Genomic DNA, 18,495 nt, shown 5'->3' with positions numbered 1-18,495 from the left:
GCGGCGGCATCGGCGTGGGCGCCGGCCGGAGGAGTAGACTCGCGGCCATGGACACCACCTGCCGCTGCGATCGTCGCACCGTCCTGCACCACGCCGCCGTCGGCGCGGCCGGGGCCTCGGCCCTGGCCCTCTCGGCCTGCGGAGGGTCGGACTCCGGGTCAGGCGCCGGTTCCTCGGGAGCCGAGCCGGACGCGGCCGCGGGGACCTGGCGGACCGCCGTCGAGACGGACTCCCTGCCGGAGGTCGGCACCACGGTCTCGGCCTCGGCCGGCGAGTCGGACCTGCTGGTCCATCGGTCCGCCGAGGACGAGGTGCTGGTCTACTCCTCGGTCTGCACCCACCAGGGCTGCACTGTCGGGCCGGGCGACGAGGAGTTCACCTGCCCCTGCCACAACTCGACGTTCGCCGCCGCCGACGGCTCGGTGATCTCCGGGCCGGCGCAGAGCCCGCTGCCGACGGTCGAGGCCCGGATGACCGACGACGGCGCCGTCGAGGTCAAGGTCTGACCCCTGCGGGCTCTCAGCCCTGCGGGCGTCGGGCGACGCGGATCCGGGTCGGCTGCACGTCAGTGCTGCGCACGGCGGCGGCCACAGTCTCCGTCGCCTTGCGCCGGTGCAGCGTGTCCAGTGCCATGACCATGGCCTGGGATCCGTCGCGCGCGGCCTGCTCGGGATCCTGCAGCGCCCCCAGACCCCGCCAGGCGAGCCAGGTCAGCGCCGCAGTGTGGACCTGCGTGACGTTGCGCTCCTCCGCGGCCCCCGGCGTCGCACCCTTCAGCGGGTAGACGACCTCCAGTCGGATCAGCTCCGCGGGGTCGGGCTCGGCGAAGCCGTCCGCGGCGCACTGGGCGCGGAAGCTCTCCACCAGGCCCTCCGCCTGCTCCGCCCCGGCGGTCTCGGCGGTGATGGTTCCGTTGCGCCCGACGGTGCCGTGGTGGACGACGAATTCTCCGGCCTCCTCGTCGAACCAGGCTTCGCGGTACTCCCAGCCGCCGTCGTCGGTGTGTCGGTTCAGCGTCAGCATAGGTCCTCCAGAGGGGGCGGGCACGGGTCGTGCCCGGGATGGTGAGTCGTGCAGGTCCGCAGACGGCGACGCCGCCGGCGGCTCAGGGGTGCTCGCGACGCCTCAGGCGCGCGGACCGAACCGGTCGTCCCCGGCCTCGTCGCGTCCCTCGACCGCGGGCCGCGGCGCATGGAAGGCCGGGATCTCGCCGGTGGGCGACTCCTCGCCGGGCAGCGGGCGGGCGAAGGGCACGCGGGTGCCCATCACCTGCTCGACCGTGTCCCGAGTGATGTCCTGAGCGGTCAGTCCGACGCGCTCGAGCACCTCGGCGCGGCTGCCGTGGGCGAGGAAGTCCACCGGCAGGCCCACCTCGTTGAGTGCGGTGTCCACGCCGGCCTCGCGCATCGTCTGGCGGATCCGGGACCCGACGCCGCCGGCCTTCACGCCGTCCTCCACGCAGATCACGATGCGGTGGCGCGCGGCGAGCGAGATCACCGACTCCGGCACCGGCAGCACCCAGCGCGGATCGATCACCGTCGCCCCGATCCCCTGGGCGGCCAGCCGCTCGGCGACGTCCAGCGAGATCTCGGCCATCGCCCCGACGGAGACGATGAGCACGTCGTCGGCGTAGCGCGGCGCACCGTCCTCGCCGGCGTCGGCGTGCAGCACGTCCACGCCGTCGTCGAGGCGTTCGCGCGCGTCGATCTCGCCGTTGACCGAGCCCTTGGAGAAGCGGACCACCGTCGGCGCGTCGTCGACGGCGACGGCCTCGCGCAGCTCCTCGCGCAGCCGCGAGGAGTCCCGCGGCGCCGCGATCCGCAGCCCCGGCACGATCTGCAGCAGCGACAGGTCCCACATGCCGTGGTGGCTGGGCCCGTCGGGACCGGTGACCCCGGCCCGGTCGAGGACCACCGTCACGCCGGCCCGGTGCAGGGCGACGTCCATCAGCAGCTGGTCGAAGCCGCGGTTGAGGAAGGTCGCATACAGCGCGACCACCGGATGGTAGCCGCCGTAGGCCAGGCCTGCGGCCGAGGTCAGCGCATGCTGTTCGGCGATGCCGACGTCGTAGACCCGCTCCGGATGCCGTGCCGCCATCGTGCTCAGTCCGACCGGGATGGTCATCGCTCCGGTGATCGCGACGAGGTCGTCTCGCTCGTCGGCCAGGGCGGTGATCTCCTCCTCGAAGACCGAGGTCCAGGAGCGGGCCGCGCCGCGGTGCACCGGCTCGCCGGTCTCCGGATCGATCTTGCCGACGGTGTGGAACTGGTCGACCTCGTCGGCGCGGGCAGGCGCATAGCCGCGACCCTTCTCGGTGAGCGCGTGGACGATGACCGGGCCGCCGTAGTTGCGCGCGTCGGTCAGCGCCTCCTCCAGGGCCTGCTGGTCGTGGCCGTCCACCGGGCCGATGTACTTCATGCCCAGGTCCTCGAAGAGGCCCTGCGGCGCCCAGAAGTCCTTGGCGCCCTTCTTGGCGGCGTGCAGGCTCCGGTAGACCATCTGCGAGACGACGCCGCCGTGCTGCAGCCGCTGCTTGGTGCCGTCCATGGCGCGCTCATAGGCGTGGTGGGTGCGCACCTTGTCCAGCACGCCGCGGCGCAGCCCGTCGAGCTGCCGGGCGATGCCGCCGACCGTCGGCGCGTAGGAGCGACCGTTGTCGTTGACCACGATCACCACGCGGCGGTCCTTGTCCGCGGCGATGTTGTTCAGCGCCTCCCAGGACATCCCGCCGGTGAGCGCGCCGTCGCCGATCACCGCGACCACGCAGCGGTCGGACTCGCCGGCGAGAACCCGGGCCTTGGAGATCCCGTCGGCCCAGGACAGCGAGGACGAGGCGTGCGAGGACTCGACGATGTCGTGGTCGGACTCGGAGCGGTCCGGATAGCCGGCCATTCCGCCCTGCTGGCGCAGCGAGGAGAAGTCGCCCCGGCCGGTGACCAGCTTGTGGATATAGGACTGATGGCCGGTGTCGAAGATGATCGAGTCGCGCGGCGAGTCGAAGATCCGGTGGATCGCCAGAGTCAGCTCGACCACGCCCAGATTCGGACCGAGATGGCCTCCGGTGCGGGAGACGCTGCTGACCAGGAACTCGCGGGTCTCCTCGGCGAGTCGAGCCAGCTGCTCGGCGCTGAGCCGGCTCAGGTCCTGCGGGGACCGGATCGTCTGCAGAATGCCCATCCCCCCAGTCTAGCCGTCCTCGCCGGACCCGTCCCACGACCGCGAGGACGCGCGACCGTCGTCTGCCTGCCTGGTGTGTCATGACGGGAGCCTGCGGAGGGGTCCTGCGGCACATCAGGTGTGCAGTCGCGCGTCAGCGGCCGGCGAGAGGAACAGCCTCAGGTCGTCGCCGAGAGGTCCCGGCAGACGGCCGCGGGGCGGCCCCGACGCGATGTCGGGACCGCCCCGCGGTCCTGGTCGAGCAGTCGTCCCGCCCGGTCGGGACGGGACGCCCTCGTGGCTCCGCTCAGCTCACGAGTTGACCAGCTGGCGCAGCACGTACTGCAGGATGCCGCCGTTGCGGTAGTAGTCCGCCTCGCCGGGGGTGTCGATCCGCACCACGGCCTCGAAGGAGACGTCGGTGCCGTCCTCCTTGGTCGCGGTCACCGTCAGCGTCTTCGGGGTCACACCCTCGTTGAGCTGGGTGATGCCGGTGATCGAGAAGGTCTCGACGCCGGTCAGCCCCAGCGAGTCGGCCGACTCGCCCTCCGGGAACTGCAGCGGCAGCACGCCCATCCCGATCAGGTTCGAGCGGTGGATGCGCTCGAAGGACTGGGCGATGACGACCTTCACGCCCAGCAGCCGGGTGCCCTTGGCCGCCCAGTCGCGCGAGGAGCCGGAGCCGTACTCCGTGCCGCCGAGGACGACCAGCGGGACGCCGGCCTCCTGGTAGTTCATCGCCGCGTCGTAGACGTAGGCCTGCGGGCCGCCCTTCTGGGTGAAGTCCCGGGTGAAGCCGCCCTCGACGCCGTCGAGCAGCTCGTTCTTGATCCGGATATTGGCGAAGGTGCCGCGGATCATCACCTCATGGTTGCCGCGGCGCGACCCGTAGGAGTTGAAGTCCTTGCGGGCGACGCCGTTCTCCAGCAGGTACCGGCCGGCGGGCGTGTCCGACTTGAACGCGCCGGCGGGCGAGATGTGGTCGGTGGTGACCGAGTCGCCCAGCTTCAGCAGCACCCGCGCGCCGGTGACGTCCTCGACCGGGGCCGGCTCCAGGGTCATGCCGTCGAAGTACGGGGCCTTGCGGACGTAGGTGGAGTCCGGGTCCCAGTCGAAGGTCGTGCCCTCCGGGGTGTCCAGCTCCTGCCAGCGGTGGTCGCCGGCGAAGACCGACTCGTACTCGGAGGTGAACATCTCGGTGCTGATGGAGGCGTCGATGATCTTCTGCACCTCGGCCGGGTCCGGCCAGATGTCGCGCAGGTAGACGTCCTGGCCGTCCTCGTCCTGGCCCAGCGGCTGGTTCTCGAAATCGAAGTCCATCGTCCCGGCCAGCGCGTAGGCGACCACCAGCGGCGGCGAGGCCAGGTAGTTCATCTTCACGTCCGGGTTGATGCGGCCCTCGAAGTTGCGGTTGCCCGAGAGCACGGAGGTCACCGCGAGGTCGTTGTCCTGCACGGCCTGCGAGACCTCCGGCTCCAGCGGGCCGGAGTTGCCGATGCAGGTGGTGCAGCCGTAGCCGACGATGTAGAAGCCGACCTTCTCCAGGTACTCGATGAGCCCGGATTTCTCGTAGTAGTCGGTGACGACCTTCGAGCCCGGGGCGATGGAGGTCTTGACCCAGGGCTTGTTGGTCAGGCCCTTCTCCACGGCGTTGCGGGCGAGCACGCCGGCGGCCATCATCACGTTCGGGTTCGAGGTGTTGGTGCAGGAGGTGATCGAGGCGATCGAGACCGCCCCGTGGTCCAGCTCGAACTCGCGGCCGTCCTCCGTGGTGACCCCCACCGGCTTCGACGGCCGGCTCGAGGCGTGCGCATGGCCGTCGTGCCGGGAGCGGTCCTTCACGTCCTGGCTCTCGGTGGCCTCATGGGCCGGCGCGTCGGAGGCCGGGAAGGACTGGTCCGAGGCGGAGTCGGCGTGGCCGTTGATCGTGTGCGGCGCGTCGTCGACGTAGTTGAGGATGTCGTGGCGGAACTGGTCCTTGGACTCGGTCAGCTCGATGCGGTCCTGCGGACGCTTCGGCCCGGAGATCGAGGGCACCACAGTGGAGAGGTCCAGCTCGAGGTACTCGGAGAAGCGCAGCTCGCGCTCCGGGTCGTGCCACAGGCCCTGCTCCTTGGCGTAGGTCTCCACGAGGGAGACCTGCTCCTCGCTGCGGCCGGTCAGGCGCAGGTAGTCCAGGCTGACCTCGTCGATCGGGAACATCGCCGCCGTCGAGCCGAACTCCGGGGACATGTTGCCGATGGTCGCGCGGTTGGCCAGCGGGACCGCGGCCACGCCCTCGCCGTAGAACTCGACGAACTTGCCGACCACGCCGTGGTCGCGGAGCATCTGGGTGATGGTCAGCACGACGTCGGTTGCGGTCGCGCCGGCCGGGATCTGCCCGGAGAGCTTGAAGCCGACCACGCGCGGGATCAGCATCGAGATCGGCTGGCCCAGCATGGCCGCCTCGGCCTCGATGCCGCCGACGCCCCAGCCGAGCACGCCCAGGCCGTTCTCCATCGTGGTGTGCGAGTCGGTGCCGACGCAGGTGTCCGGGTAGGCCCGCAGCGCGCCGCCGACTTCGCGGGTCATCACCGCGCGCGCCAGGTTCTCGATGTTGACCTGGTGGACGATGCCCATGCCCGGGGGCACGACCTTGAAGTCGTCGAAGGCGGTCTGGCCCCAGCGCAGGAAGCGGTACCGCTCGCCGTTGCGCTGGTACTCGATGTCCATGTTGCGCTCGATGGCGTCGGAGTTGCCGAAGGAGTCGATCTGCACCGAGTGGTCGATGACCATCTCGGCCGGCGCCAGCGGGTTGATCCGGTCCGGGTCGCCGCCGAGGTCGGAGACGGCCTCGCGCATCGTGGCCAGGTCGACCACGCAGGGCACGCCGGTGAAGTCCTGCATCAGCACGCGGCCCGGAGTGAACTGGATCTCGGTGCTAGGCTGCGCGGTCTCGTCCCACCGGCCGAGTGCGGAGATGTGCTCGGCCGTCACATTCGCCCCGTCCTCGTGGCGCAGGAGATTCTCCAGCAGCACCTTGAGGCTGTACGGGAGGGACTCGCTGCCCTCCACGGTGTTCAGGCGGAAGATTTCGTAGTCGGCGCCGTCGACGTTCAGAACGCCCTTGGCCCCGAAGCTGTCCACTGTGCTCACGTGGGACTCCTCATGTAGTTGCCGGACTGACACGGCCGACGCCGTCGATGACGACGCCGACTCCGAGCTCCGCGGGCGACGCCGGCGGCGCGCCCTGCTGGTCCGGGTCGCCCCGGCGCCGGCTCGTCGGCGAGCCTGCGGCGTCGGGTCAGCAGCGCGACCCGGTCCCGGCGCATCCGCTGGTCAGACGCCCGTCGGAACCGTATCCGTGACCATCCTACTCGTTCGTCGCACCTGCGTGGGAGCGCGCGACGGAGCCCGCGGCGCGGGCGTCGCCGGCGTGCGGCCCGGACTCCGTCGGCGCCGTACGGGCTCAGCGCTCGAAGACCGCCACCGACTCCATGTGGTGGGTGTTCGGGTAGAGGTCGAGCACCTGCAGCCGGCGCATGCGCCAGCCGCGGGCCAGCAGATCCTTGGCGTCGCGGGCGAAGGAGGCCGGCTCGCAGGCGACGTAGACCACGCGTCGCGGCCCGGCGTCGTCGAGCCCGGCGACGACGTCGCGGCCGGCGCCGGCCCGCGGCGGATCCAGCAGCACGACGTCGGAGCCGGAGAGCGCGTCCAGCGCCGCCTCCACCGCCGCGCGCCGCACGGTGACCGTCTGGCTGCCCGCGAAGAGCTCGGCGGCGCTGCTGCTCGACGACCGCGCCCCCTCGACGCTGAGCACCGAGCCCTGCGGACCGACCGCCTCGGCGGCCCAGGCGGTGAACAGTCCTGCGCCGGCATAGAGGTCGGCGACGGCGTCGCCGGGCTCGACCTGGGCCAGGTCGGCCACTGTGCGCACCAGCGCCTGCGGAGCGTGCCGGTGGATCTGCCAGAAGCCCTCGGGGCGCACGGCGACGGTGGAGCGGACCCCCTCGGGGCCGGCCACCGGCGTCGGCAGCGGTTCCTCGACCGTCCGCGACCCGACGACCGTCTCGTGCTCGACGACTGTGGTCGGAGCCGGCGCACGGCCGCGGCGCGCACCCCGCCCGCGGCGTCGCGGTGGAGCCTCGGTCCGGGCCAGGGCCAGCACGATCGAACCGATGCGGGCATCCGCGGCGGCCAGCCGGCGCATCCGCTCGGCCAGCGCCCCGTCGGCGGCCCGCTCGGCGTCGGCATGGACGACCAGGGCCACCGGCTCGGCGCCGCCGGGCGCGACCGCCTCGACGCGCCGGGCGCCGGAGAAGTCGGCGGAGAAGAGGGTCGATTCGTGGATGGCCTCGACGGCGAGCGGCATGCCGCGCAGCTCGATCAGGTCATGGCTGCGATGCGGCTTCATCGCCAGCGAGCCGTGCTCGTCGACGCCGAAGGTCACCCGGGTCCGCCAGTGCAGTCCGTTGCTGTGCGGGGTGCCGATGTCGGAGACGTGGATCTCGCCGTCGGCCGGGTCCTGGCACATCGCCGCGTCCTGGGCCGAGATCCCGCCGATGCGCTGCAGCGTGTCGCGGAAGACCTGGGCCTTCAGCCGACGCTGGTGCTGGTCGGTGATGTGGCCGAACTCGGCCCCGCCCACCGGCAGCCGCTCCATCTCATGGGCCCGCAGCGAGTCGGCGAGCTTCCAGATGTGCCGGCGCCGATAGTCTGAGCCGTCGACGACTTCGACGACGTCGGCGCGCCAGAACTTCGCCTGCGGACCGGCGTCGGTGAGCTTGGCGCGCACGACCTCGCCTGGGATGGCGTGACGCACGAAGATCACCCGCCCCTCGTGGCGGGCGATGCAGTGCCCGCCGTGGGCCATCGGGCCGACGTCCAGGGTCAGGATCCGTCCCGTCAGGTCCTGGGTGGTGGTCATCATCGTCACGCGCGTGGCTCCTCTCCCCCATGTGAGGCCTCATGTGCGGCGTCCGGCGGGCTCCCCGCGGCGGACGGGCCGACCGTCCCCTCGACGGCGACGGGTCGGGTGATCATCCAGCCCACCCAGAGTGCCAGCCCGTAGAGCGGCAGACCCATCAGCAGGCGGCTGGTGCCCAGGGCGACGAGCTGGTCGCCGAGGTACAGCGGAACCTGGACCACGAGGCGCAGCGCCAGCACGGCGGTGACGATCCAGGTGGCCAGCGCATAGCGGCGCCTCCGCCGCGGCTCGCGCCGCCATCCGAGACCTTCGCCGCGCACCAGCCCGAAGAGGATCCCCAGGAACGGCCAGCGCACGGCGATGGAGACGGAGAAGGCCAGGATGTAGACGATGTTGGTGATGAAGCCCCACAGGTAGTAATCCCGCGCCTGTCCGGTCTGCTGGGCGACGACGGCGCAGAGCACGATCGCCGCGAGGCCGGACAGCGACTGCACCAGCGGGCCGCGCTGGATCAGCCGGACGACGGTGAACGCCGCCCCCAGCACGACGGCGAGGACCGCCGAGAGCGTCAGGTCCTCGCTGACCACGAAGCTGACCAGGAAGGCCGCCGAGGGCAGCGAGGCCTCGAGCAGGCCGCGCACGCCGCCGACTGAGGACATCACGTCCAGCGAGCCGTCGGCGCGGGTGCTCAGCGAGGAGGCCGCCGCCGACAGCGCCCCGGGCTCAGGATCGCGCGAGGGCGTTGCCTGCGCGTCCGGCGCCTGGTGCGCGGACTCCTGCGGGTCGCGGTCGTGCTGCTCCGAGGAGCGGCCGGGCGGTGCGGAGGGGCCCATGATTCACCGTCCGGCGGCGTCGTCGGGGCGCCGGCCGGAGTCCGTGGCGTCGACGGAGCGGCCGTCGTCGCCCACCGCGCCGCCCTGGCCGACGGAGGCCGCGGCCGGATTCGGACCCGCACCGGTGGCGCGCTGCTGGGCGGAATTGCGCGGCACGGGCACGCGCTTGGCACCCTCCGGCGGATTCAGCGGCAGCAGCTCGCGCGGCGGCATCGGCTCCTCGCCGCGGACCACGACGATCCGGGCGAAGAGCTCCTCCACCTCGCGGGCGGCCTTCGGGTCGATCGCTCCGCGGCCGCCGACGACGCCGCGCAGGAACCACCGCGGCCCTTCGAAGCCGATGAACCGGGCCACGCGCCAGCCCGATCGGCCGTCCTTCAGCGTGGTGGGCACTCGGGCGGCGATCTCCTTGCCGAATCGGCCGTCGACCTGCTTGACCTTGCCCTTCTGCTGGACCACCGAGTCCTGGATCTGTTCGCGGACCTCGTCCCACGTGCCGCCGGACTTCGGGGCGGAGAACGGCTGGACCTGGATGCTGGCTCGGCCCGCGGCGATCGTCAGCGCGACGACTCTGCGGGTCTTCTGGTCGATGTCGAGCCGGACCTTCTGGTCCTTGCTCGCGGGGATCAGCAGGGCACCGAAGTCGAGGTACCCCTTGGTCGACTCGACCTCTTCGACGTCGAAGGGTCCCGAGGCGGCGTCGGCGGCTTCATCGGATGATTCCGCCGGCTGCTCCGGGGCCTTCTCCGCGACCTCCTGCGGGGGATCCTCCGCGGACGCTGCGGACTCCGCCGCGTCCAGAACGACGCCGGCGGCGGGCGACTCCGTCGCACCGGCGGTCTCGGCGTCGGCGGTCCCGGGCTCCTCGCGGGCGGCCTCGCCGCTCCGCGCCTCGCCGACGGCGGCGCGCTCGGCCTGACGCTCCGCCTCCCGGGACTTCTTCCTTCTGCCGAAGATCATGGATGGTTCCCCTCGATCCCTTCGTTCGCTGGTCTGGGCCGGCTAGTCCGGGCCGTCGCGACGACACGGCGGATGCTCGGCCGGGTCCGGACGCCGGTCAGACCCCGGTGGATCCGAAGCCTCCGGCGCCGCGGTCGGAGTCCTCCAGCGACGCGACCGTCGCGAAGTCCGCCCGCCCGACGCGCTGCAGCAGCAGCTGGGCGATCCGGTCTCCGCGCCGGAAGCTCACCGACGTGGAGCGATCCGTGTTGAGCAGGCACACCTTGATCTCCCCACGATACCCAGCATCGATGGTTCCCGGCGTGTTGACAAGGGTGATCCCGTGCTTGACGGCCAGCCCGCTGCGCGGGTGGACCAGCCCCACCCAGCCGGCGGGGACCGCGACGGCGACGCCGGTGCCGACCAGCCGCCGCTCGCCGGGCTCGAGGGTGAAGTCCTCGCTGGTCACGAGGTCAGCTCCGGCATCGGTCTCGTGGGCGTAGTGCGGCGGCGGCAGCTCGGAGTCGAGCCGCTGCAGGGGCACGGTCACGTGCTCGAGGGAGGTCATGCTCGCTCTGGGGTCCTTCCGAGGCGGTCGGTGGCGGGGACGGTCGGGCTGCGCGCCGGGCTGCGCGGGAGATCCTGCGGGAATCATCCCTGGACGGCGCCGACCTGCTCGAGTCTACCCATCCGTGAGAAGCTGGGGGTCATGACGACGCAGCCGACGGGACAGCCGGCGCCGCAGCCGGCGCCGCACGCCGAGAAGCTCTGGCCCGCCTGGTGGATCTGGCTCTCCGCCTGGCTCGTCGGCGCCTCGGTGTCGCTGGTGTTCTTCCCCGTCGACGTGGGCGTCGGGATCCTGGCCCTGCTGATCGGCCTGGCGCTGGTCTCGGCGGGGCTGCTGGCGACGACGCCGCAGGTCCGGGTGACCGCCGACGGGCTGCAGGTGGGGAGGGCGCGCATCGACCGCGACCATATCGGGCGCGTCGTCGCGCATCGAGGACCCGCCGCCCGCGAGCAGCTCGGTCCGGGCTTTGACGCCACCGCCTACCAGTGCATCCGCGGCTGGATCGACGCGGTGGTCACTGTGGAGATCGTCGACGAGCGCGACGCGACGCCGTACTGGATCTTCTCCACCCGCCGGCCCGAGGCAGTGCTGCGCGCCCTCGGCTCGGACCAGCCGGTCCGCGAGTCCCGCACCAGCGTGCAGGATTGACGACGGCCCCGGCCGGAGCTTCTCCGACCGGGGCCGTCGTCGTCACGCGCCGCAGGGCGCCTGCAGATCAGGTCAGGACTCGCAGTCCTTGCAGAAGTACAGGCCCTTGTCCTCACGGGCGACCTGGGAGCGATGACGCACCAGGAAGCAGGAGGCGCAGGTGAACTCGTCCTGCTGCGCGGGCAGCACACGGACCTGGAGCTCTTCGTCGGAGAGGTCGGCGCCGGGCAGCTCGAAACCTTCGGCGGCCTCGGCCTCGTCCTCGTCGACGGAGGACGACTGATGGCTCGGCTGCCGAGTCTTCAGCTCCTCGATGGAGTCCTCGTTGGCCTCTTCCTCATTCTTGCGCGGCGCATCGTAGTCAGTTGCCATGAAGCTTGCTCCACACTCCGATTCTCGGCACTCGTGGCGCCCGATCGCGCGGATCTGCCATGCTGACGTTGATGGCGTTCCGGCACCCTCGAGCGCGTTGGGTCGCACAGATTGTGTCTCATCGACGCCGAGGCCACAAATCATGTCGGCCATGTTGAGCCGAGAGCTGACAAGCCGGTCCTCGGGCGCCTCGACGAGGGGCGTCGCCGCCGACTCGCCGGGCCGTTCATCGTACGCTTCATGGCGCAAGGTTCAAGCTCGGCTCCACCTCCTCGACGCCCTCGCACGCAGCTCCGCGCTACAGTGACCAGTGACAATGCGAGCTCGTCACGAGATCGGCCGGCCACCGGCGGGAGGAAGCATCGATGCAGCACCTGCGGATCATGGGCGTCAGGGAGGCTGAGGAGCAGGACGACCTCATCCTCGCCGACGAGTCGGGCACGAAGTATGCCCTGCCCGTCGACGAGGCCCTGCGGGCCGCGGTCAACCGCTCCGCCCACCGCCCGGCACCCACGCAGGAGGGCGGGGCGCAGAGCACGGGCCCGCTGAGTCCGCGCGACATCCAGGCCTGGGTGCGCGCCGGCGCGACGATCGAGCAGGTCGCCGCCGACTCCGGGGTCGACGCCGCCCACGTGGAGCGGTACGCCGGCCCCGTGCAGGCCGAGCGGGGCTACATCGCCCAGCGGGCCCGCGGCGCCGAGATCGCGCCGGCCTCGACCGCCGAGCAGCACCGGGTGGCCTTCGGCGACGCCGCCGCCACGCTCGAGGCGATGGTCTCAGTGCGTCTGCGGGCCGCCGGCGTCGACCTGCGCAGCCTCAGCTGGGACGCCTGGCGACGCGAGGACGGCCGCTGGAAGGTGCTGTGCTGGTTCGACGCGCACGGCGCCACCGGCGACGCCCCGACGCCGCCGGCGGAATGGATCTTCACCCCCGAGTCGAAGCACCTGCTGGCCGACGGCCCGACCGCCGAGGAGCTGAGCAGCCTGCCGTCGGCGACTCGCCCGGCCCGGGGCGGTCGGCGGCTCGCCCCGGTGGACGCGCCCTACGACGTCGAGTCCGACGAACACCCCGGCCGATCCTCCGGCGCCGTGCGGCGCGGACCGCTGCGCCCGGTGCCCGCCGAGGAGCAGGACACCTCGCCGGTCGAGCCGCCGCACGAGGAGCCCTCGGAGCCCTCCGACTCGGCCGAGTCCTCCGCTCCTCCGGCCGGTCCCGGCGGCGCCGTCGTACCGTCCGGTCCCTCGGGCCCCGCAGGCGAGGGCGACGAGCAGGAGGCGCTGCTGGAGATGCTGCGCCGTCGACGCGGCCAGCGCCTCGGAGCCGACGAGCAGGCCGACGACGAGCTGGCGATGATGCTCACCCGGGAGGAGCATCCCGCCTCGGGCCGGCACGGCGACGACTCCACAGACTCCGCGGACTCCGGCGACGCCGCGGACGACGGCGACGACGCACCGGACCGCTCCGGCGACCCGGGCCCGTCGCCGGTGACCCCGCTGCGTCCCGTCGACGACACCGCCGACGAGGACCGGGGCTCCGCCCGTCCGGGCGGCGACGCCTCCTCGGACGCGGACCGCGAGCACACTGCCGAGCCCGTCGCCCGGCCGGACGAGCGCGGCCCGTCCGGCAGCACCGAGGCCGCCGACGCCACCGACGCCTGGGGCTTCAGCTATGAGGAGGGCGGCGACGACGCAGCGGACCCGGAGGCCGCCGAGGACGCCGGACGCTCCGGCGACGACGGCCCCGTCGGCGAGGACGACGCCGAGGACGAGCGCGGGGCCTCGCGCGCACGGCGCGGCTCGCGACGGCCGAGCATGCCGCGCTGGGACGACATCCTCTTCGGCAGCCGCGACGACTGACACCGCGATGAATCAGCCCGCGCGGACCTGAGGCCGTGCCGCCGGCAGATCCGTCCGGGGCCTGACGGGCCCGGCGCAGTCCCTCCTGCGGAGGGTCCGCGGCTCAGCCGAGGGAGCCGGCGGAGAGCAGCACCAGCGGCACCGCCCGCTCCTCGCGGGTGAGCGATCCGTGCTGGCCGACCATGTCCAGCGGGCCGGTGCCGATCCGTCCGGTGTCGAAGAGCGCCGTCGAGTCCCGCAGGGCGACGACGACATCGCCGAGCCGCTCGCGCACTGTGGACGAGACGTCGCCGAACCAGCCGGCGTCGATCGCCTCCTCCCGCTCGAGCACCCAGGCGCGGTCTCCGAGCTCGCGCCTCCAGCGGTCGGCCACCTCGGTCCGGCGCTCGGCGCGGACGGCCTCGGAGTCGTCGCCGGTCGCCACGCGCAGCTGCAGCAGCCGCGGCTCGCCCGCCGTGGAGACCACCCCGTCGAGCAGCTCGGGATGCTCGGCGAGATCGAGGCGATCCTCGGCGGGGACGTCGATCATCCCGTGGTCGGCGGTGAGCAGCACCGAGACCTGGTCGCCGACCTCGCGGTCCAGAGCCGCGACGAGGCGCTCGGCCTCGGCGTCGAGGCTCTCCAGCGCGGTGATCCACTCTGCGGAGTCGACGCCGTGCTGGTGGCCGGCCTTGTCCAGCTCGTCGACGTAAAGGTACATCAGCATCGGCTTCGGCGGCCCGCGACGCACGCCGCCGGTCGGATGCAGGTGCTCGCGGATCTCCTCCAGCGCGGCGGTGAAGCGGGCCTCGAGACGGTTCGCCCCGCGGAACCGCCCGCCGTCGAGCACGGCCTCGGTCAGCCGCGAGTCGGCGAAGCGCGGCCGGGAGACGGTCAGCACGCTCGCGCCGGCCTCCTCCGCCCGGCGCAGCACCGAGGGGTGGGGCTGCCAGGTGCGCGGATCGACCTCCGGATCCCAGCCGCCGAGCATGTTCACCACCCGGTCCAGCTCCGGGGAGTAGACGTCGTAGCCGACGAGGCCGTGCTCGCCGGGCGTCCGCCCGGTGGCCAGCGAGGCGATGCCGGCCGCCGTCGTCGCCGGTGCGGTGGAGTCCAGCGTCCGCGCCGCGGAGCCCCGACGCCAGCGGGAGGCCAGGAACCGGGCGTGTCCGGTGTGCCGGGCCAGCTGCTCGTCGCCGAGCCCGTCGACCAGCAGCACCACTGAGACGGCGGCCTGCGGCAGTCCGAGCCGGTCGTCGAAGCCCGCCAGCCCCAGCGAGGCGGCCGCGGACGTCATCACATGGCGCAGATGCGCCCCGTCGTAGTCGGGCGCGGCGGGCTGGGCGGGATCGCCGGCCGCGTCCCCCGAGGGCTCAGCGGGCATGGCTGATGCAGGCACGACGCAGTGCGCGCACGAAGGCGCGGGCCTCCTCCACGGCGGTGTCGCCCTCCGCAGTGGCGGCGATCCGCAGCATGATGTCCTCGGGCACGAATGTGCCGCTGTCGCCGTGGTCGGCCATGCAGTCCGGATCGCCGCAGTGCACCGGGGCGGTCTCGAAGCGGGCGCCTCCGGTCCAGTTGAGGTTGAGCGTGACCTCGGCCAGCCCGCGCTCGGGGTGGAACTGCTCAGGGCTGCGGTGGACTTCGGAGAGGATCAGCGACTGCACCCGGCTGACCGGCACGACCTCGGTGGAGATCCGGGCGACGGTGCCGGTCTCCCCCGCGCCGCCGTCGTCGTCGGCCTCCAGATCGTGGTCGTCCAGATGGGCGACGACGATGACCTCCTCGGCCAGCACCACCACGGTGATGTGCCGGTGGACCTCCTCCATGTCGAAGTGCGTGTCGACATGGACGATCTGATGCGTCGGCTCGCGGCCGTCGAGCGCCTCGGTCACCGTGTGATGGACCAGGTCCGGGTAGAACCCGCCGCGCTCGATGGCGCGGCGCAGGGTGTACGTCGAAGGAGTCGAGCCGTCGTCAGCGCTGGAAGTCATGACCTCCATCGTATCCCCGACGCCGCCGCGGCTTCAGCCGTGGCCGCCGCCCTGGGGAGGAGACCCGCACGGCGGCCGCCGGCCGACGCCCACAGGACGCCGCGCCCGGCCCGCCCGCGCGGACTGAGCGCGCCCTGAACGCGCACTGAGGACGTCATGGAGATTCGCCCCTGCGGACCTCCTGCTGGATAATGGAGCGGTGCCCGGAAATGCGACCTTCCATCATCAGAACGCCTCCCTGCTGTCCGTGACCGAGGTCGAGGCGCCGGTGACGCTGACGTCCAGAGACCTGGAGCGGCGGCTCGCCGAGGCGTTGAAGCGGCTGAAGCTCCCGTCCGGCCTGCTGCAGCGGGTGGCCGGCGTGAAGGCCCGGCGCAACTGGGAGAAGCCCGGCGACGTGCGCGCCGGCACCGTCGAGGCGGCCCGCCGGGCGCTGGACGCCAGCGGCATCGCCGCCGAGGACGTCACGCTGATGATCAACACCTCGGTCACCCGCGAGCATCTCGAGCCGTCGGTGGCCGTGGGCATCCACCATGAGCTGGGCCTGCCCTCCTCGGCGATGAACTTCGACATCACCAACGCCTGCCTCGGCTTCGTCAATGCGATAACGCTGGCGAGCTCGATGATCGACGCCGGCCAGGCGCAGTACGTGCTGATCGTCGACGGCGAGGACGCCGAGAAGGTCCAGGACGCGACCATCGCACGGATCAACACCCTCGAGTCGGTCTCCCGCGACGACTTCATGACCGAGTTCGCCTCGCTGACGCTGGGCTCCGGCGCCGCGGCCGCCGTCGTCGGCCCCTCCGACCGGCACCCCGAGGGCCACCGGATCGTCGGCGGGGTCTCGCGGGCGGCGACCCAGCACCACGAGCTGTGCGTCGGCGACCACCGCGGCATGTACACCGATGCCCGCGGGCTGCTCGACGGCGGCCTCGAACTGGTGATGAACGCCTGGGAGGACGCGCGGCAGCACTTCAGCTGGCAGACGATGGACTCCTACATCACCCACCAGGTCTCGCAGCTGCACACCAGCTCGATCATCAAGGCCGCCAAGCTCGACAAGCGCCGTGTGCCGGTGACCTACCCGGAGCTGGGCAACGTCGGGCCGGCGTCGCTGCCGATCACGCTGTCCCGCGAGGCCCCCGGGCTGTCCCGCGGGGCGCGGGTGCTGTGCATGGGCGTCGGCTCCGGGCTGAACACCGCGATGGTGGAGCTGGAATGGTGAGAGGCGCGATCCCGGCGCGAGCCGCGCGGACGCCGCCGCGGCCGATGCCCGGTCTGGACTCGTCCTGGTCGCGGCTGGTCGCCGCGTCGGCCGCCGACGGACGGCGGACGTTCCACGTGCTCGACACCGGCCCGACCCTGGCCGCCCGGGGCATCACCCCGGCCGGCACGCTGCTGGCGGTCCACGGCAACCCGACCTGGTCCTACCTCTGGCGCGGCGTGCTCGCCGCAAGCCTGGCGCAGGCCGAGGCCGGCGGGACCGCGTGGCGGGTCATCGCCCCGGACCAGCTGGACATGGGCTTCTCCGAGCGGCTCGCCCACCCGGGACCGCCGCGCGCCGGAGCCGGGACGCACCGGACACTGGCGCAGCGCCTCGAGGATCTCGACGGGCTCATGGACGCCCTCGACGTCGACGCCGCCGGCCCGCGGGTCACCCTCGGCCACGACTGGGGCGGGGTGATCTCGCTGGGCTGGGCGATGCGTCACCCGCAGGCCGTCGACGCGGTCACCACGCTGAACACCGCTGTCGACCACCCGGTCGACGAGCCGATCCCCGCCGCGCTGCGGGCGGCGCTGGCGCCCGGAGTGCTGCCGACGGCGACTGTGACCACGCCGGCGTTCCTGCGCACCACGCTCGCCCTGGCCTCAGGCGGCCTGGCCCCGGAGGTCTCCGCCGCCTATCGGGCGCCCTACGACTCCCCCGCGCTGCGCGGCGGCATCGGCGGCTTCGTCGCCGACATCCCCGCCGCGGCCGAGCACCGATCCCGCCCGGCGCTGGAGCGGATCTCGGCGGCCCTGCGCGACTGGAGCCGCCCGGCGCTTCTCCTCTGGGGCCCGCAGGACCCGGTCTTCCAGGAGCGTCATCTCGCCGACCTCCGCGACCGGCTGCCCCAGGCGGATCTGCACCGCTTCGAGGGCGCCGGCCACCTGCTCGCCGAGGAGCGCGACGTCGCCGAGCCGTTGCTGAGCTGGCTCGACGACGCAGTGATCGGACGAGCCGGCCGCACCGACGCCGAAGGCGACGGCGCCGACCTCCACGCCGCCTCCGCGGGCCCGGCCGGCCGCTCCCCCGCCCCCGTCGGCGAGGTCGCCGGACTGCATACCCAGCTCGCCGCGGCCGCCGCCGGTCCGCGGGCCGGCGACCTCGCCGTCGTCGAGCCCGGCTCGGCGTTGACCTGGGGCGAACTCGACGCCCGCGTCTCTGCGCTGGCCTCCGGACTCGCCGCCCGCGGGATGCGCCGCGGCGACCGGGTCTCGCTGCTGGTCGAGCCCGGAAACGACCTCACCGTGGTGCTCTACGCCTGCCTGCGCGTCGGGGCGGTCGCCGTCGTCGCCGACGCGGGCCTGGGGCTGCGCGGGATGACCCGGGCGGCGCGCAGTGCCCGCCCCGACTGGGTCATCGGCGCGACCCCCGGGCTGGCCCTCGCCCGGACGCTGGCCTGGCCCGGACGGCGGCTCAGCATCCGCAGCCTGTCGCCGACGGCCCGCCGCGCCCTGGACGTGGAGAGCTCGGTCGACGCGCTGCTCGCCGCGCACGCCGGACGGCGCCCGGACGGCCTGACCGCGCCCTCCGCCGAGGACGAGGCGGCGGTGCTCTTCACCTCCGGCTCCACCGGGCCGGCCAAGGGCGTGGTCTACACCCACGGGCGCCTCGGCGCCCTCGTGGCGCTGCTGCGCCGGCAGTTCGACGTCGAGCCGGGGTCCTCCCTGATCGCCGGCTTCGCCCCCTTCGCCCTGCTCGGCCCGGCCATCGGCGCCACCTCGGTCACTCCTGACATGTCAGTGACCAGACCGTCGACGCTCACTGCGGAGGCCGTCGCCGAGGCCGCCCGCGCCGGCGAGGCGACGATGTTCTTCGGCTCGCCGGCCGCGCTGCGCAACGTCGTCGACACCGCCTCCGCGCTCGACTCCGCGCAGCGCGCGGCGCTGGCCCGCATCCGCCTGGTGCTCTCCGCCGGCGCGCCGGTGCACCCGGACCTGCTCGACGCCGTCCAGCGGCTGGTGCCGGCCGCCGAGATCC

Annotated in this window: 15 protein-coding genes; 5 read left to right on the top strand and 10 right to left on the bottom strand. The window is 73.0% G+C overall.

The window, feature by feature from the left end; all coding sequences use genetic code 11:
- Positions 1-47 precede the first annotated feature (47 nt).
- Entirely contained in the window at positions 48-506 is a 459-nt protein-coding gene (locus GCL72_RS05535) for a Rieske (2Fe-2S) protein (protein ID WP_153143724.1), read from the top strand.
- Positions 507-519: 13 nt separating this feature from the next.
- Here GCL72_RS05535 and GCL72_RS05530 read toward each other — a convergent pair whose 3' ends face one another.
- The 7 genes from GCL72_RS05530 to dut form a co-directional block, all read right to left on the bottom strand.
- Positions 520-1,023 (bottom strand): hypothetical protein, encoded by a 504-nt coding sequence (locus GCL72_RS05530; protein ID WP_153143723.1) that lies wholly within the window; start codon positions 1,021-1,023, stop codon positions 520-522.
- A 102-nt stretch (positions 1,024-1,125) separates the two neighbouring features.
- A complete protein-coding gene (gene dxs, locus GCL72_RS05525; RefSeq protein WP_153143722.1) occupies positions 1,126-3,177 on the bottom strand; it encodes a 1-deoxy-D-xylulose-5-phosphate synthase in 2,052 nt (683 codons plus the stop codon).
- Between the two features lie 291 nt (positions 3,178-3,468).
- Positions 3,469-6,291, bottom strand: a complete 2,823-nt coding sequence (gene acnA / locus GCL72_RS05520) for an aconitate hydratase AcnA (RefSeq protein ID WP_153143721.1) — start codon at positions 6,289-6,291, stop codon at positions 3,469-3,471.
- A gap of 313 nt (positions 6,292-6,604) precedes the next feature.
- Positions 6,605-8,065 (bottom strand): class I SAM-dependent RNA methyltransferase, encoded by a 1,461-nt coding sequence (locus tag GCL72_RS05515; protein ID WP_246161037.1) that lies wholly within the window; start codon positions 8,063-8,065, stop codon positions 6,605-6,607.
- 2 nt (positions 8,066-8,067) lie between these two features.
- Positions 8,068-8,895 carry a DUF3159 domain-containing protein gene (locus GCL72_RS05510; RefSeq protein WP_153143719.1) on the bottom strand — a complete coding sequence of 276 codons (828 nt, stop codon included), beginning with the start codon at positions 8,893-8,895 and terminating at the stop codon, positions 8,068-8,070.
- A 3-nt stretch (positions 8,896-8,898) separates the two neighbouring features.
- Complete coding sequence (locus GCL72_RS05505) at positions 8,899-9,855, bottom strand: DUF3710 domain-containing protein (protein WP_153143718.1); 957 nt, start codon at positions 9,853-9,855, stop codon at positions 8,899-8,901.
- Between the two features lie 97 nt (positions 9,856-9,952).
- Positions 9,953-10,402 (bottom strand): dUTP diphosphatase, encoded by a 450-nt coding sequence (gene dut / locus GCL72_RS05500; protein ID WP_153143717.1) that lies wholly within the window; start codon positions 10,400-10,402, stop codon positions 9,953-9,955.
- A 141-nt stretch (positions 10,403-10,543) separates the two neighbouring features.
- Here dut and GCL72_RS05495 point away from each other — a divergent pair, with 141 nt between their 5' ends.
- A complete protein-coding gene (locus GCL72_RS05495; protein ID WP_153143716.1) occupies positions 10,544-11,050 on the top strand; it encodes a DUF3093 domain-containing protein in 507 nt (168 codons plus the stop codon).
- A gap of 72 nt (positions 11,051-11,122) precedes the next feature.
- Here GCL72_RS05495 and GCL72_RS05490 read toward each other — a convergent pair whose 3' ends face one another.
- Positions 11,123-11,422 (bottom strand): DUF4193 domain-containing protein, encoded by a 300-nt coding sequence (locus tag GCL72_RS05490; RefSeq protein WP_010524452.1) that lies wholly within the window; start codon positions 11,420-11,422, stop codon positions 11,123-11,125.
- A gap of 365 nt (positions 11,423-11,787) precedes the next feature.
- On the opposite strand from GCL72_RS05490, the gene sepH reads away from it, so the two are divergent.
- Complete coding sequence (sepH, locus tag GCL72_RS05485) at positions 11,788-13,278, top strand: septation protein SepH (RefSeq protein WP_153143715.1); 1,491 nt, start codon at positions 11,788-11,790, stop codon at positions 13,276-13,278.
- Positions 13,279-13,381: 103 nt separating this feature from the next.
- Here the strand turns inward: sepH and GCL72_RS05480 are convergent, their stop codons facing one another.
- Together GCL72_RS05480 and GCL72_RS05475 are read right to left on the bottom strand one after the other, a co-directional pair.
- Complete coding sequence (locus GCL72_RS05480; protein ID WP_153143714.1) at positions 13,382-14,641, bottom strand: alkaline phosphatase family protein; 1,260 nt, start codon at positions 14,639-14,641, stop codon at positions 13,382-13,384.
- Positions 14,631-15,251, bottom strand: coding sequence for a DUF5998 family protein (locus GCL72_RS05475; protein WP_153143713.1), 621 nt, complete (start codon positions 15,249-15,251; stop codon positions 14,631-14,633). The genes GCL72_RS05480 and GCL72_RS05475 overlap by 11 nt, the downstream gene beginning before the upstream one ends.
- Before the next feature lie 199 nt (positions 15,252-15,450).
- On the opposite strand from GCL72_RS05475, the gene GCL72_RS05470 reads away from it, so the two are divergent.
- Both GCL72_RS05470 and GCL72_RS05465 read left to right on the top strand, forming a co-directional pair.
- Positions 15,451-16,476, top strand: coding sequence for a 3-oxoacyl-ACP synthase III (locus GCL72_RS05470; RefSeq protein ID WP_153143712.1), 1,026 nt, complete (start codon positions 15,451-15,453; stop codon positions 16,474-16,476).
- Positions 16,470-18,495: alpha/beta fold hydrolase (locus GCL72_RS05465; RefSeq protein WP_153143711.1), on the top strand; the 2,026-nt coding region annotated here is incomplete at its 3' end. The genes GCL72_RS05470 and GCL72_RS05465, both read left to right, overlap by 7 nt.

This window comes from Nesterenkonia halophila (assembly GCF_009467795.1).
Taxonomy (GTDB): domain Bacteria; phylum Actinomycetota; class Actinomycetes; order Actinomycetales; family Micrococcaceae; genus Nesterenkonia; species Nesterenkonia halobia.
Note: the sequence above shows the minus strand (reverse complement) of the source record. Positions and strands in the feature narration are given on the sequence as shown.